General features: G+C 32.7%; 15 protein-coding genes and 1 pseudogene. 3 read left to right on the top strand and 13 right to left on the bottom strand.

Annotated features, from left to right (window positions below; translation table 11 throughout):
• Window positions 1-14: 14 nt before the first annotated feature.
• The gene (locus WAK64_RS21335) at window positions 15-662 is read right to left on the bottom strand and encodes an NAD(P)H-binding protein (protein ID WP_336589012.1); all 648 of its coding nucleotides are present in this window, start codon (window positions 660-662) and stop codon (window positions 15-17) included.
• 239 nt (window positions 663-901) lie between these two features.
• Window positions 902-1,105 carry a zinc ribbon domain-containing protein gene (locus tag WAK64_RS21330; protein WP_336589011.1) on the bottom strand — a complete coding sequence of 68 codons (204 nt, stop codon included), beginning with the start codon at window positions 1,103-1,105 and terminating at the stop codon, window positions 902-904.
• A 204-nt stretch (window positions 1,106-1,309) separates the two neighbouring features.
• On the opposite strand from WAK64_RS21330, the gene WAK64_RS21325 reads away from it, so the two are divergent.
• A complete protein-coding gene (locus WAK64_RS21325) occupies window positions 1,310-2,866 on the top strand; it encodes an ABC-F family ATP-binding cassette domain-containing protein (protein ID WP_336589010.1) in 1,557 nt (518 codons plus the stop codon).
• Between the two features lie 196 nt (window positions 2,867-3,062).
• Here the strand turns inward: WAK64_RS21325 and WAK64_RS21320 are convergent, their stop codons facing one another.
• The 4 genes and pseudogenes from WAK64_RS21320 to WAK64_RS22535 all read right to left on the bottom strand — a co-directional run.
• Window positions 3,063-3,527, bottom strand: coding sequence for a hypothetical protein (locus WAK64_RS21320; protein ID WP_336589009.1), 465 nt, complete (start codon window positions 3,525-3,527; stop codon window positions 3,063-3,065).
• A gap of 533 nt (window positions 3,528-4,060) precedes the next feature.
• A complete protein-coding gene (locus WAK64_RS21315; protein ID WP_336589008.1) occupies window positions 4,061-4,615 on the bottom strand; it encodes a hypothetical protein in 555 nt (184 codons plus the stop codon).
• A gap of 52 nt (window positions 4,616-4,667) precedes the next feature.
• Window positions 4,668-5,024 (bottom strand): hypothetical protein, encoded by a 357-nt coding sequence (locus WAK64_RS21310; protein WP_336589007.1) that lies wholly within the window; start codon window positions 5,022-5,024, stop codon window positions 4,668-4,670.
• Window positions 5,025-5,617: 593 nt separating this feature from the next.
• Window positions 5,618-5,944 (bottom strand): annotated as a pseudogene (locus WAK64_RS22535) (DUF3995 domain-containing protein); the annotation flags it as partial.
• Between the two features lie 509 nt (window positions 5,945-6,453).
• On the opposite strand from WAK64_RS22535, the gene WAK64_RS21305 reads away from it, so the two are divergent.
• A complete protein-coding gene (locus tag WAK64_RS21305; protein ID WP_336589006.1) occupies window positions 6,454-7,692 on the top strand; it encodes an MFS transporter in 1,239 nt (412 codons plus the stop codon).
• Here WAK64_RS21305 and WAK64_RS21300 read toward each other — a convergent pair.
• The 7 genes from WAK64_RS21300 to WAK64_RS21270 form a co-directional block, all read right to left on the bottom strand.
• The gene (locus tag WAK64_RS21300) at window positions 7,632-8,459 is read right to left on the bottom strand and encodes a helix-turn-helix transcriptional regulator (RefSeq protein ID WP_336589005.1); all 828 of its coding nucleotides are present in this window, start codon (window positions 8,457-8,459) and stop codon (window positions 7,632-7,634) included. The genes WAK64_RS21305 and WAK64_RS21300 overlap by 61 nt on opposite strands.
• A 577-nt stretch (window positions 8,460-9,036) precedes the next feature.
• Complete coding sequence (locus WAK64_RS21295; protein WP_336589004.1) at window positions 9,037-10,647, bottom strand: putative polysaccharide biosynthesis protein; 1,611 nt, start codon at window positions 10,645-10,647, stop codon at window positions 9,037-9,039.
• A 583-nt stretch (window positions 10,648-11,230) separates the two neighbouring features.
• Window positions 11,231-12,034, bottom strand: a complete 804-nt coding sequence (locus WAK64_RS21290) for an MBL fold metallo-hydrolase (protein WP_336589003.1) — start codon at window positions 12,032-12,034, stop codon at window positions 11,231-11,233.
• A gap of 100 nt (window positions 12,035-12,134) precedes the next feature.
• Entirely contained in the window at window positions 12,135-12,263 is a 129-nt protein-coding gene (locus WAK64_RS21285) for a hypothetical protein (RefSeq protein ID WP_336589002.1), read from the bottom strand.
• Complete coding sequence (locus WAK64_RS21280; RefSeq protein WP_336589001.1) at window positions 12,263-12,625, bottom strand: DUF7674 family protein; 363 nt, start codon at window positions 12,623-12,625, stop codon at window positions 12,263-12,265. Before WAK64_RS21280 ends, WAK64_RS21285 begins: the two co-directional genes overlap by 1 nt.
• A 79-nt stretch (window positions 12,626-12,704) precedes the next feature.
• Window positions 12,705-13,001 carry an NUDIX hydrolase gene (locus WAK64_RS21275; protein ID WP_336589000.1) on the bottom strand — a complete coding sequence of 99 codons (297 nt, stop codon included), beginning with the start codon at window positions 12,999-13,001 and terminating at the stop codon, window positions 12,705-12,707.
• A 112-nt stretch (window positions 13,002-13,113) separates the two neighbouring features.
• On the bottom strand, window positions 13,114-13,551 hold the full coding sequence (locus WAK64_RS21270) for an Lrp/AsnC family transcriptional regulator (protein ID WP_214484841.1): 438 nt from the start codon (window positions 13,549-13,551) through the stop codon (window positions 13,114-13,116).
• Window positions 13,552-13,706: 155 nt separating this feature from the next.
• Here WAK64_RS21270 and WAK64_RS21265 point away from each other — a divergent pair, with 155 nt between their 5' ends.
• Window positions 13,707-14,759 (top strand): oxidoreductase, encoded by a 1,053-nt coding sequence (locus WAK64_RS21265; protein WP_419465978.1) that lies wholly within the window; start codon window positions 13,707-13,709, stop codon window positions 14,757-14,759.
• Window positions 14,760-15,022 lie beyond the last annotated feature (263 nt).

Here is a 15,022-nt window from a genome sequence, read left to right as displayed (position 1 = left end):
GAGGCTTTCTGTTTTTATTGTAAGTCTGATGATTCATAAACGGTGACAGAAGTCGATGTAGGATGAAGTGCTGCTTCGTACATTCTTTCCGCAACCTTCTCTCCTTTATTCGAACGATACTTTCTCATTGGGCCTATTAAAAACGGTCGAAACAATTTCCCAGCAATCTCTCCGCTTTTTTCCCCTAAGCGAACCTCAGGTCGTTGACCTACTAACAGAGACGGTCGAAAAATTTTTAGGGATGGTAAATCTAATTCAATCAAACCCTTCTCTAATTCGCCTTTTACCCGACTATAAAAGAAAGGAGAGGAAGTATTTGCACCAAGAGATGAGATAACAAGAAATTGACCTAATCCTTGTTCTTTCGCTTTTTGGGCTATGTTTAATGGATAAGCTAAATCAACTTTTTGAAAATTCTCTTTCGTTTTCGCTTTCTTAATCGTCGTTCCTAAACAACAAAAAACATCATCATAGTATTCGTTAATGGCCTCATCTACCTGATCAAAATCGATTATTTTCACGGTCAATTTTGGATGCTGTAAATTCACATCTCTTCTTACCAAAATTGTCACCGAAGTATATTCGTCACTCTCCAACAAGAGATTGACCAATTCATTTCCAACTAACCCCGTAGCACCTACTACCAGTGCACTTCTATTCATTTTATTCACTCCTTCATCTCTCTACTTTCTTTATTATCATAAAACCAGTGAAGTTGTCTAGCATTGACCCTATAATCTTCGTGCAGAATGATGCGATGGTTAGCGACAAAATTAAAGAAAACAACATAACAAGGGATATTGTCGGTCCTTTCATCAAACATCTTCTTTTACAAAAACAAAAAAGGAGCCTAAATAGCTCCTTTTCCTCGATAGTGTTCATTCTATACCCAACGAGACAATTACCCGAAAAATAAGTCCAATATATTGGATGACGTAGAGGCTTCCTTAGCATATAGCTCGGAATAACCACATTTTTTGCAGTACACAACGGTAAATTTGTTATGTTGAATATCAAACATTTTCGATAATCCCGTACCCGTTGCTGCAATCTCCTTTGTTCCAGCATCTTTATGACCACATTTAATACATCCGTTATCCCCCATGTTCAAACTCCCCTTTCTTATACTATTATTTACGATAAAATTATAAAAAAGTTCCAACTGACCAAACTATTTTTTCACTCGTCACGCAACTAAATAAAAATTACACATCGATGGTAGTGTATGGAATAATTTCTTGTTCAATGGTAAAATCACTCCATTTTCTTTATAATAAATTCATCAATATAAAAGGATTTGGTGACAACTATGAGTATTTTAACTGTCAAAAATTTAAGTCATGGATTCGGTGACCGTGCTATTTTCAATGACGTCTCCTTTCGCCTATTGAAAGGGGAGCATATCGGCTTAATTGGAGCAAATGGTGAAGGTAAATCTACCTTTATGAACATTATTACAGGAAAACTACAACCGGATGAAGGAAAAGTAGATTGGTCTAAAAAAGTACGTGTCGGCTACTTAGATCAGCATGCCGTTTTAAAAAAAGGGGCCTCGATTCGCGATATCTTGAAAACAGCCTTTCAATATTTGTTTGATATTGAAGCTGAGATGAACGCACTTTTTGCAAAAATGGGAGAAGTTGCACCTGAGGAACTTGAAGTACTTCTTGAAGAAACAGGGACACTTCAAGACATGCTAACAAACAATGATTTTTACGTAATCGACGCTAAGGTTGATGAAGTGGCAAGAGGTCTTGGTCTAACAGATATAGGACTAGATCGTGATGTCCACGACCTAAGTGGTGGACAACGAACAAAAGTTTTACTTGCAAAGCTATTACTTGAAAAGCCAGAAATATTACTTTTAGATGAACCGACTAACTACCTTGATGAACAACATATTGAATGGCTAAAACGGTACCTTTTAGATTATGAAAATGCCTTTATTTTAATCTCTCATGATATACCGTTCTTAAATAATGTGGTGAACTTAATTTATCATATGGAAAATCAAGAATTAAATCGTTACGTTGGCGACTATAATGACTTCCTTAAAGTATATGAAATGAAGAAACAACAATTAGAATCCGCTTATAAGCGTCAGCAACAAGAAATCTCGGAACTAAAGGATTTTGTCGCTAGAAATAAAGCCCGTGTCTCTACACGTAATATGGCCATGTCACGTCAAAAGAAACTGGATAAAATGGACGTGATTGAACTCGCTTCTGAAAAGCCAAAGCCTGAATTTCATTTTAAAGAAGCTAGAACTGCTGGAAAGGTCATTTTTGCAACAAACGACCTTGTAATTGGATATGATCAACCACTTTCTAAGCCGCTAAGCCTTCGTATGGAACGTGGCCAAAAAATTGCGCTTGTTGGGGCAAACGGAATTGGAAAAACGACACTATTACGAAGTATTTTAGGTGAAATCAGCCCTGTTTCGGGTAAGGTAGAACTTGGCGATTATTTGCATATAGGATATTTTGAACAGGAAATCAAAACAAAAAATAATTACACTTGTATTGAAGAAATTTGGAGTGAATTCCCATCTTTTACTCAATACGAAGTTCGTGCCGCTCTTGCAAAATGCGGACTTACAACAAAGCATATTGAAAGCAAGGTCGAAGTATTAAGTGGTGGAGAAAAAGCAAAGGTACGATTATGCAAGCTCATCAATTCAGAAACAAACCTACTCGTACTCGATGAGCCGACGAACCATTTGGATGTGGATGCAAAGGACGAATTAAAGCGCGCATTAAAGGCATACAAGGGGAGTATCCTATTTATCTCCCACGAACCTGATTTTTATCATGATATTGCAACAGATGTATGGAATTGTGAAGATTGGACAACAAAAGTATTTTAATGAATTGGGCTAACATAATAGTTAGCCCAATTTTTGTTTGGAAAAATAAGAGTTGCTCTTATGAACTAAAAAATCATTTTGAAAACTTGATCAAAATGGCTTCTTCACCTGAAGATTAAATGTTTGTTTTTATAAAGAGTTCGATTATTTTCTACCTTTGTTATTCCACAATTGCGCCCTTTCGTTGAACAAGAAATTATATTACTGAATAGATGCTTTCTATATCATCTTCATAAGCAATGCATTGTTTAAGAGCCAAAAACGATAACATTGTGATTGGTTTACCGTTCCTATATGACGAGTGAACTTTATGGTGACCGTCAATTAAGTAATGACTTAAACAATAATGTTTATTGTGTTTTAGTTCACCTTTCCAATCAGCAGGCTGTCTAACATCTAAGACAGAAAGGGCAACAGCAGTTGGTTTATTATGTTCGTCAATGGCATTATCATAGTAATTTATTGTTTCAATATCTAACCAATTCTTTGGTGTCATTGGAACTATAAATTCAAATAGCTTTTCGTCATTAGATATTACTTTCGTTTCTCCCCTATAATATTCAATCTTTGGGTATTGAGGTAGTCCCCAAAACGGGTCAATCCCCCATACATTAAGTTGCTCATTTACAAAGTAATCATTCTGACTCCCTAATGTAACCATTTGCGGATTTATCTCCAATAATGCAATAATGTAGTTACCCTTGGGTATTATATTTGATAAGTCATCCACAAATAGTGAGTCTAACTGTTTAAGTCCTTTTTTTAATTGTTTCGATAACTCAGAAGGGGCTAAACTACTGCGATTTGCTCAACCTAACCTCTCAAAAAAGAAACTACATGTATCGCAATTAACACCTATGTTATACGCTCTGTTTCCATCTATAGTTAGGAAACGTTCCCATTGAGTGCTCTCAAAATCAAAACTAGAACTAGATTTTTTATTATTGTAATTTTTCTTATCAAGTATTCTAGACATAATTGTACCTCTCAATTAGTGCTTGTCATCGTTCAAGCTTACTAGGGTGAAAAATTAAACAAACGCTCTCAGTTCACATTCATCAGAACACCTGCAGCTTAAATTTAATCCGTATTCCCCTTCCTTCATCTTTCCTCTAAAATTTCCCTACTAACAACTAAATCTAAAGGTTCTCTTTCCTAGTGTATCGTCAGAACCCTATTTTTTCATCGTTCCTTTTATATAGAGTATCCAAAACAATCTTCAAATAATTTTCTACCAACGTATTCTTGAAAATTATTGTATTTTAATCTGTAATACTCGTTCCAATAACTAATCATTCTATTGTAGCTTTTGTAAAATAACGCATTATTTTCAAGGCAAAATTTCTTAATCTCTTCTGTGTCCCGTTCTTTTAAGATTTCATAAGTCATTTCTACTATTTCTATGACATACTCATCACATATTTTAACAATGTAAGGAATAGCCCAATTCTCATAATCCATCATTAGTAATAACTTTAAATGCTTCTGTCGCACAAATCCGTCACAACTTCTTGAATAAATACAATGCAAAATCATTTTTTGTTGTACATTTAAACTATCTATATATTTATCTGAATTATCGATGTAGTAAATACGATAAGGAAATTTTATCACAATATCATCTTGAACATACTCATCAATATCCTGCGATTCTCCAATAGTGCTATTATTATAGGGCATTGACGAAATGAGTTTAATTATTTTTGTCACATCATCTCTCAAATGAACTGGAAATCCATCGTTAAACATTCAATCACAACCTGCTTTGGTATATTATTTTTGCACCAGAACATTTTTTTAATTAGTCTTCCTTTTTCCCAAAAAGGATTAAAGCAAAGGCGTGCATCATAGAAGGGACAGTTATAGCTAATATAGAAATTGACGTAAACCCGAGGATGTCAAAACTTTTAATAGCATTCGATAGTAGATACACAGCGATTAGAATTGTTAGCACAAAAAATAGCATCCTACGAACCTTGTCCCTAATTTCTTCTTTCTTGAAGAAAAATAGATAAATTCCATACATGACAACAAGAATTGCTGTAAACAAAGGTGTGTAGCTTCTATATCCAAAGTGGTCTAATAACCATAGAGCTAATGCCAATCCCAATAATACAAATGCTACAGTCATAATCATAAACCAGTCTTCCTTTTTCATATTGCTATCTCTTCTTTCTTGGAAAAATAAATATAGTCTTTATAAAGCTACAGGCGTTACCATGAAGAAAGGCATATACGCGACGTATCCTTCCCTATTAAAGGAATATCCCTTTAGAGTAAAGTAATCCCAATACCATGATAAACAAAGCGACGACTCTTATTCATTTTTCTTTCTTATTATTCACGAGACACCTCGTCTATGTTTACGCACCACATTTTTCACTCTAAACTATCTATTTTTCCTCAAAATTTATCATTTACATTAAACAGTTTATTTAGCTGAGTTTTTCATCATTTTCTTCATAAACATGCTCTTAATCACAAAATTATGCATTACACTAATATATTACCCGAATGATTTCGCAAAAAAATGTGAAAATAGGACAAAATTTAAGATTTAGTTAAGGTTCCGTTCATAAAATGGTATATTCCTACAAAAGCACACTCAATGCAATAGGTTTTCAGATTATAGACAAGCTTTTTAAAAAAGAAAAAAAGGAGAGGTTATTCATTTAATAATATATATGGTTGTATTATTTAAAGCAGAAATAAATAACTACCTGCCATTAACATATAACTGGTTATAGTAAATTATCGTATCCATGATATCATGAAAGATATGGCTAAATACAAGCATAGAGGGGAATAAAATATTGTATCGTACTTTGAGAAATTTGAATTTTTCACCTTCTTAAAGAATCCTAAATACTTAAAATCACCTATTGCCCTAATTAAAAAAATAAACGTGAGAATAATGCTAGACCATTTTGTCCAAGAATTCGATTCCAAAAATGGAACTAACTCATTTTGACTCAATAATATAAATCCCACACCAATTAACCCGACTGCAATAATGAGGGTTTCAAACCACCTAGGAGTAAATACTTTCCCTCCCTCTGATTTTTCTGGCAATGATGCAGCAACTCCCCATTTTCAGAACCCAATAAAAATGCAACAAGCTAATTAAACCTAAAATCGTAAATGGGAAGTAAACAAATAATAGTTGCAACCCTATCACCTCCTCAATTTGTTCTCCCTAACCTTAACCTCATTCATTACTAAACAACATAAAACTTGCTATCGGAAATAGTTATCATGAAGTGGTTGAATCCCTTTACTAATACAGTATTAAGCTAGATTCCTAGAATTTAAAATCGTCTTCGAATCAAAATATGTATATATATTATTTGATATGCGTATTTTAGTGATCTATCATTTATCACAAACTTCAGCAATACTTTCTACATGTTTAAAACTCACCTTTTTTACAGTAATCAAGATCTTCTCCTCCTCGTTTCTAACACCTCAACTATAAAGTCACTATTTTATCAATTAATTTTTCCTACTTGATGTTGCTATAAAAAATAGCAATATTAATAACGAAAGAAGTCCTCTTATTATCGTAATCTTTATATGAGGTGACTTATATGGATTTAAAAGTATTAAGGAACAGAAATATTGTCTTTTATATAGCAGGAGCAGGAGCTTCAAGTTTGGGTGATGTTGTATCAGGTTTAGCTTTCCTCTTTCTGGCTTATGAATTAACAGGGTCAGGTCTCCATACAACAGGTATAGCCATTTCACAAGCTTTACCCTACCTTTTGTTTGGGCTGATTGGGGGAGTGTTTGCGGATTCGGTAAATAAAAAATCGTTATTGATCCTCATTGATCTTGTTCGAGTTCCTATCATTTTTTCCTTAGTTTTAATTAATCATCTTGGATTACTGAACTATTGGTACTTAATCATAGTTAGCTTTGTTATTCAAGCCTTAGGTTGTTTCTTTAACCCGTCACATCGTGCTATCTTACCAATAATCACAAAAGAGGAAGAAAGGACAACTACCAATAGCTTGTTAGATACAGTAACCCGAGGTGTTCAAGTATTATCTCCTCTTGTTGTTGTAGGGTTTATACATACCATTGGAGAAATTCACTTCTTTACATTAGATGCGATTACCTATCTTATCAGTGCTTTTTTTGTAGGTAAAATTCAAGTTAATGAAGATAGCCCTTCTCTTACTAAACGTAATAAAACATTTCACATATTTTACTCTATTAAAGAATTTGGTATATGGCTAAAAACTGAAATTACACTTAAAAAGTTGTTTATAGTCACCTTCATCATGGTTTTCTGTAATACCTGGGTATGGCAAGTTGGCTTATTGTTACAAATTGTAGAAAGTGTTCCGAATGGTGAACAATGGTATAGCGTTCTCTTGGGATGGTATGGCGCTACTGTTGTGATAACAAATATATTGATTCCATTTATCTGGAAGGAATTGACGATTAAGATTTATTTCTTAGGTTCTATTATTTGGGGTGTAGGAATCGTTATTTTGGGTGTTTCATATCAGCTACCTTTATACTTCCTTGGAGTTTTAATAACTGCCGTAGGTTTACCTATAGCAAGCCTTTCAAGAGTATATTTACTACAAAAGCTCCTTCCTAAAGATAAATTAGGACGTGGATTTAGTTTTAACGCAGTACTTTTATATTTTTCTAATGTCGTATCTCTAGGACTATTTGGATATTTTTCTACCTTTGTTTCTACACATACACTATTTACAATTTGTGGTGGTATAATGCTCTTTTTTACAATCGTTTATCATTTTAGTTTTTTACGAAAAGTTCCAGGAGTATCTCCATACAGACGTTTAAATAGCTGATTATAGACGGAAACAGATGAAAAACCACAATCAAGTGCAATATCTAATATGCTTTTATTCGTTTTTTTCAATTCTTCTTGGCTACGTATTATGCGATAAACCTGTAGCCAGGAATATGGTGACAAACCCGTAATTTCTTTAAATAAGTGAGCAAATTGATATTTACTAAGATTAGAAACAATCGCCATTTCATCTAATGTCCATTGACGTTGATAATCTTCCATCAGCGCTTCCATAGTTTTATATATCAAAGGACTGACGGTTTTAAAACTGGTTAAATCCCATGTTTGAGTATGATTTCCAACTGTGTTTTTAATCAACAGGATGGCTAATTGTGAAAAGCTATGGTCCAAAAAAAGAGCCACTGAATTATCTATATTTTCATTGTACATAGATACATATTCACTTACAAAAAGAGCCCACTGGGTTATCTGGGGATTTTTTTGAATAGAATTCGCAAATTGAATATCAAAATTATAAGAGTTAATCGAATTTGCTATTTCATTTAAGAAAAAGGGATCAAGTTCTATAAGAAATTTTTGGTTTTCTACTGAAAGCTGTTTATGTTCATCGTATGGATTAAAAATCATGAATTCTTCCTTTGAAAGAACAAAGTCATTTCTTTTCATTTGGTAATTCATAGATCCGTTTATTGAAAAAATCATTTTATAACAATTATCATAGCGCCAGATGCTCTCATTCTTTTTAACATTGGTAGACAGTAGAGCTCCTGTTGAACGTTCAATAAGTATCTTTTTATTAGTCACATAATCACCGTATTTATTTAGATTTCCCTATATCTTATCATAAAGGAAAATACCATCAGAAGAATAACAACTTCCCTAAAACGAACGTTTTAGGGAAGTATTTTTACTCACCTCTAATTCAGTTGTCACTTTTGGAATTATTTTGCACTGTATGTAAATATAAAAAGGTCCGATTTCCGAGCATTAAAGTTGGGGTATTAGACCTTTTTGTTACTTCACAATCGTGCCCTTAAATGGAATAACTAAATATGATCTCAATTCTACAATCACTTAATTCTTCTTCAACTAGCACACCCATTAGTTGAAGGTTTTGGATAGTTATTTTGTAGTTGTTTTTATTTAAATACACCTTAAAAATATATCATTTTAGAAGTAATCCGCTGCTTTAACTTACTACTGATTATTTCAAAGCCACTCAAACCTTACAACAACACTTTAAAACATAATAAAAACGCGATGTTACACCATCGCGTCCTTATCTTGAAGACTAGTTTTCGAAATAATCACCAAAGATATTAATGTCATTTCACAAATATTCTACAATAAGCGACTGGTGAATCAGTCGCTATTTATTATTTTATTTTCTATTTTTCATTGCTAAATTTTTTACTAAAGTCAGTCTCGAACCTACACCTAAATAAAGGGATATCCCAATAATAATAGAGATAATTGAAATGATTAGAGACCGATAATATAAACTTAAAGTTCCAGGTAACCATAATTCAAGCAGTTCTTTCACACACCAAACAGCCAAGGTCATTGCTAAAACTAACAATAAAATGGATTTTATTGTCTTGAGTAAGGGAATTATCTTAAATCCAATCGTTCTCTTAATTATGAATATGTTGTATATAATTGATATGATAAAACCTAAGTAAGTTGCTAAAACTGGACCTACTTCTTCGAAATATAGCACAAGTTTAAAGTTTAAAACAATCTTTAAACAGATACCTAATATAATGCCAGTAATTAATTTATTTTGCTTATTAATCCCTTGCATAATTGCAGATGTTACCGTAAACAACGCAAACACTATCGCAGCTAAAGAATACCATTGTAGAATAAATCCACCTAGCTCAGGACTATTTTTATTTTCGTACCCAAACACCATTCTATAAATTGGTTCTCCAAGAATACATAACCCCATAGCAGCTGGCAAAGTAAAGAACATCAGAATTTGGATGGTCTGTGAGATCTTACTTTGTACTTCTATCATTCTATTACTTATAAAAGCAGATGTTATACCTGGTATTAAAGACATACCGAATGCCGTTGCTAGCGACACAGGAACCAATACAAGAATTTGAACTAAACCTATAACTGCATTAATGGTCTCTGCTTCACCAAGTGTGTAATTCATTGACTGAAACAATGGATTAATAGTATAGGTATCTATCGTCTGATAAATCGGTAACGCTAGTCCTGTAATAACAAAAGGAATGGCATACCCACTCAATTCCTTAAACATTGATATTATATTTATATCTTCATTACTAGAACTCAAATCCCTTTGTTTTTTTATTAATGCTCTTCGCTTTAAAAAAACGACTAATAATATAATAAATCCCGCTATCCCACCTATAAATGCGGCAAAAGTTGCAACCCCAACAGCATTTGTAAGTGAACCATTAAATATATGAATCGTTACATATGCACCAACCAAGATGAATATGATTCTTACTAGCTGTTCGATTACTGTACTTAATGCCGATGGTCCCATTGATTGGCTTCCTTGGAAATACCCCCTAAAGATACTCATAACTGGAATTATTAACAAAGCAAAGCTGACAAGTCGTATTACGTGCTGAACATCTGCTAACGAATTACCTGTTTGATCATTAGGGTCAATTACAAGTCCTGCTAAGAATGGTGCCATTAAATACAGAACAGTGAATGAGATAATACCACTTAAAATCATTAAATATGTTCCATATTTTAATAGAGTTAATCCAACTCTATAGTTACCTAATGCATTATATTTCGAAACAAATTTGGAAACAGCAAGTGGAAGGCCAATTGTAGAAAGACTTAACATTAAGGTATATGGAGTGTAGGCATACTTATACAAAATGTATCCTTGTTCCCCAACGAGAAACGTAAACGGGATAATGTATATGAAGCCCAAAATCTTAGATAGTAGGGTTGCTATAGTTAAAAATAAAGTCCCCCTGATAAATTTATTCTCCACTGAAACACCTCAATTAAAGCTATATTTATATTTTTTTTCGTCCGTTTTCTCAATAGTTTATATTATCATAAAACTCTATCTAAAGATAAGAAAACACACATATTGACTACTTTTTCACTTAATATTCGAGCATTCCTATTTAAAATATCAAAACAATTTAACGGTACTACATCAAAAACACAAAAAAAGATGTTCTTGTGGAAAAAATATTTAACTAATAACGAATTAAAAATATAGAAAAAAAAGGATCTTCAAGTAGAAAACCCTTTGCTGATTTAATTAAGTGTTTTGAGTAGCACTAGATTCACTGTTTCTTTGAATCATCTTTAAAGAAAATATCTAGCATTATTAAAATAATACAACCTATAAGAATTAAGATTGAGATTAAACTCGTTTGAAAATCATTTTCCCAATTTTTATAGATTGAATATATTTGAAAGATACTTAATAAAATAACTGCTAATTTAAATGGTATTACTTTAATGACAATCACCGCCTATTTTATAAAAGCACGATGTTAAACTATTGCGTACATTTGCTAAAGACTTGAATTCGAGATAAATTGCACACCGTATATGAATCTCTAAATTTTTTCTCCATTATTAGCCATTTTTATATTATCAAAATGAATATTTTTCATCCCTTCATAGAAAGGGTACTTTTTAAGACAAAGGTTTTCCAAAGCTTCTCCATCTTTTTTCAATTCCTTTAAATAAAATTTAGAAAAGTCTATTCTATTTCTTATCTCAGTAGGTTCTTCGGTAGTAGTTCCATGGCCAGGAACATGAACTTTTATATTATGTATTCTTAATATCTCTTCGGCTTTTTTCATGGTCTTAATGTAATCTTTGTAGCTACTAAATATGAATGGAAACTCTATATCTGAAAGATAATCACCGGTTAAAAATATTCCATATGGTTCAATTACCGTAAATAAACCATCCTTAGTGTGCCCAGGTGCCTTATAAAATGTTAGAGATATCGTTCCTAAATTTAACGTTTCTCCATCATTTGCAACAGCAATATCTACTGAAGGGTACTCCGGTTCATAGTTTCTATGTAAATAATACCCTTGGTCAAATGCATGTATTTTCTTCACTATTTCACCTTTTTGAGAACTATTTTTTAATTCTTCTGTTGCAATGACTTTTGCATCAGGAAATGCACCAGACCCTATAACATGATCATAATCACTATGTGTGTAAATAATGTATAGCTGCTTATCACCTTTTATACTATTAACATAATTCCTAATTCTTTCAACTTCATTAGGTAACCAATTTGGATCTGTCATAATAATTACTTCGTCTGTGTGTATTATAGCTGAAGTAGTCATATACAACGAACTTTGAAAAACTGTCAAATTTCTACTTTTGTATTGAATCATTTAGCATGCTCTCCTTGTAAATAATAAGTAACTATCCATTTGATTTTTCTTTATTACTAATTATTTCAAAGAAACAGATTTAAGACAATTCTTTATTCTATTATGCTGACCAAGCCAGCCAAGTCCATAAAGAAAGAGGCTTCTCTATTCCAGAAAAGCGCCCAATTGTCGAAGATTTGAATTCAAGATTTGTTTTAGGATTATTTTTACTTAAGTCTACTGATTTCATTATCTACCCCAAAACTTTTCAATTTCATTTGAAAAGTTCCTTGTTTCTTCCCTCATATATTTATAACTTATATTAAGGATATCTTTATCATCACCTAGCCTTGCAAGGATAGTCACACTTAATATTTCCTTAGTGTAGTCATCACCTTCAATTGCCATTCTCTCAAAGAAATCAAATAACTTCTTAAGCTCTTCTTTATCGTCTTTTTTAAGGAACTCTTTGAAATATTCGTTACATTCACCGAAGAATACATGAGGCAAAATTTCTTCATTAAGTTCTATATGCTCTTCTAATAAATCATTAAACTTGGGAAAGTCATATACAAATTGCTTAACTAATTTCTTCATTTCATCACCAACCATTTAACTCAATTCTTGCACCCTTATGCTGAAGACTTGAATTCGAGATACCTTGTAATATAATTATTAGTTAACGCCCCATTTAATTGAGTAAGGATTTCACCTTTAAAGCAACTTCTTTCGGTCTAACCTCAATAGACGATAAACTTTCTATATCTACCCACATTGGCAAGTAAGTTCCTCTATCTCTATTTTCATCAGTGTATTCCTCACCTTTCCCAGTTCCAAATGCTCCAGCAATGATTTGAGAAAGAAAAAAGTATTGTGTTCCATTAAATTCAACTTCTGAAATGCACTCGTTAACTTTGACTTCTACTCCTAATTCTTCTAAGACAACCTGTTTATTTTCAATTATTATTAGTGAACTTCTATCTCTCATAGCCGCCTCCACATTATCAACAAACCCTCTTCCTCAATTAAAAGAGCAATCACACTTTGCTGCTTCAATAAGCATTTCAATAAATTATCCCTTAATCGATGTTTAATATGATTTAGTTTTTTATTAAGGGAATTAATTTATCATTTTCTATAGGTGATGAAAGCACTATTAATGTAGTTGAATCTCCGAATGTGCCCATCTCATTAATTGCAACTTCTAGCGCTTGAAGAGTTTCTGTAACAACTTTTACCAAAAAATTATATTGCCCACTTATCCTATGTAATTCGATTACGTCGTTTGATTCATTACAAAATTGCACAAAACTTTCACACCCTTTGGTCTGGAATAAAACAAAGGCTGTTATAGGCTTGTTTATTTTTCCAGGTCTAACTATAGCCCTATAATGATCAATGATCCCCTTTTCTTCCATTCTTCGAACTCTTTCAGTAACTGCTGGTTGAGATAATGCTACCTCTTTTCCCAGTTCCGTCATCGAAATTCGACCTTTCTCCTGTAGAACTAGGAGAATTTGTTTATCTAAGTTATCCATATATAAGACCACCTTTATTTTATAAGTGAAATATATAAAAATAAATGAATTTAAAAGTACCGGACCAATATTAACTTTAGTTTTCTATATATTTACTTACTTTCATTATATAAAATTATGCAAGAAGTTAATACCATTATAAAGGAGTTATGAACATGGAAAAAAATGATCTATTAAATCAAATTAAAATCATTAATTGGAACCTTAGAACAAAAATTGTTATGGCTCCAATGACACGTAGTTTTGCTAACAATACTTCTGGCATTGTTGGTGAGGATATCGTTGCTTACTACCGAAGACGCGCCAAAGATGGTGTAGGTCTTATAATAACAGAGGGTATTAATCCAACTCTTAGGGGCAAAGGAACATTGGGTGTGCCAGGGTTGTATACAGAAGACCAAGTAAATGCTTGGAGAAAGGTAACTGGTGCTGTTCATGAGGAAGGAGGAAAAATTGTTGCGCAACTCTGGCATGTGGGAAGATTAACACACCACGACCTGACTGGGGGATTCGCTCCTCAAGCACCCTCAGTTGTAAAAGCAGATGGTCTTGTCCATCGATTACGTAAGCCTTACGAAACTCCTGAAGAAATGTCTTTGAATGATATAAAAAAAGTGATTCAAGATTATGCTTCGGCTGCAAGAAATGCAGTTAAAGCAGGATTTGATGGAGTTGAAATACACGGAGCGCATGGTTACTTAATAGACCAATTCAATTCTGAAGTTACCAATAAACGGACTGATAAGTATGGGGGTGATATATTCAATCGATTGTTATTTATGAAGGAAGTATTAAATGCAGTTATTAACGAAGTGGGTAAAGATAAAACAATCATTAGATTTTCTGAAATTAAAGATGATATCCCAAGTTATAGATGGACCAATCCTGAAGAGAGTGTAAAGGCTTTTATACAATTATTTAATGAAGTTGGAATCAAAATTCTCCACCCATCAACAAATGATTTTACTGAGAAAGTTGCTAATGATATGACCTTTCATCAGCTGGTGAGAAAATATTGGGATGGAATCATTATAGGTGTAGGAAATTTAAATCTAGAAATTGCTTCTAATGCTATTAGAGAAGGTACAATTGATTTAGCTGCATTTGGACGCCCTTTACTTGCTAATCCTGATTTCGTTCAAAAAATATTAGAAAAAAGACCCATTAAACCCTATGAAGCTGTAACTGATTTAAAATACTTGAATTAGAAGACTTAAAATGTGCGTTGATCTTTTCTTGATACGAATATTAACATTATGGTTTTATTTGAAAGTCTTATTCCATTATCTGGCCATTTTCTTGAATAACTATTTTGTCGTTCGGATTTACTATCTCTAATTATAAAAAAGAGGCTGGGACATAACTACCTTCAAAAAGTGAGAAAGGTGAATTTGAGAGTTCTCAAATTCACCTTTCTTTTATTTTTGGGTTTGATTACTTGTATAACCTTAGTTAATGGCAGTGAATTTTC

The organism is Bacillus spongiae (assembly GCF_037120725.1).
Taxonomy (GTDB): domain Bacteria; phylum Bacillota; class Bacilli; order Bacillales; family Bacillaceae_K; genus Bacillus_CI; species Bacillus_CI spongiae.
This window is presented reverse-complemented; position numbering and strand designations above follow the sequence as displayed.

Bases quoted from the DNA above. Each gene is read 5' to 3' on its own strand.
- WAK64_RS21310 (WP_336589007.1), bottom strand. From the start codon at position 5,024: ATGAAAAAGGAAGACTGGTTTATGATTATGACTGTAGCATTTGTATTA.
- WAK64_RS21335 (WP_336589012.1), bottom strand. From the start codon at position 662: ATGAATAGAAGTGCACTGGTAGTAGGTGCTACGGGGTTAGTTGGAAAT.
- WAK64_RS21285 (WP_336589002.1), bottom strand. From the start codon at position 12,263: ATGAAATCAGTAGACTTAAGTAAAAATAATCCTAAAACAAATCTTGAA.
- WAK64_RS21275 (WP_336589000.1), bottom strand. From the start codon at position 13,001: ATGAGAGATAGAAGTTCACTAATAATAATTGAAAATAAACAGGTTGTC.
- WAK64_RS21265 (WP_419465978.1), top strand. From the start codon at position 13,707: ATGGAAAAAAATGATCTATTAAATCAAATTAAAATCATTAATTGGAAC.
- WAK64_RS21325 (WP_336589010.1), top strand. From the start codon at position 1,310: ATGAGTATTTTAACTGTCAAAAATTTAAGTCATGGATTCGGTGACCGT.
- WAK64_RS21290 (WP_336589003.1), bottom strand. From the start codon at position 12,034: ATGATTCAATACAAAAGTAGAAATTTGACAGTTTTTCAAAGTTCGTTG.
- WAK64_RS21305 (WP_336589006.1), top strand. From the start codon at position 6,454: ATGGATTTAAAAGTATTAAGGAACAGAAATATTGTCTTTTATATAGCA.
- WAK64_RS21320 (WP_336589009.1), bottom strand. From the start codon at position 3,527: ATGGTTACATTAGGGAGTCAGAATGATTACTTTGTAAATGAGCAACTT.
- WAK64_RS21270 (WP_214484841.1), bottom strand. From the start codon at position 13,551: ATGGATAACTTAGATAAACAAATTCTCCTAGTTCTACAGGAGAAAGGT.
- WAK64_RS21315 (WP_336589008.1), bottom strand. From the start codon at position 4,615: ATGTTTAACGATGGATTTCCAGTTCATTTGAGAGATGATGTGACAAAA.
- WAK64_RS21330 (WP_336589011.1), bottom strand. From the start codon at position 1,105: ATGGGGGATAACGGATGTATTAAATGTGGTCATAAAGATGCTGGAACA.
- WAK64_RS21280 (WP_336589001.1), bottom strand. From the start codon at position 12,625: ATGGTTGGTGATGAAATGAAGAAATTAGTTAAGCAATTTGTATATGAC.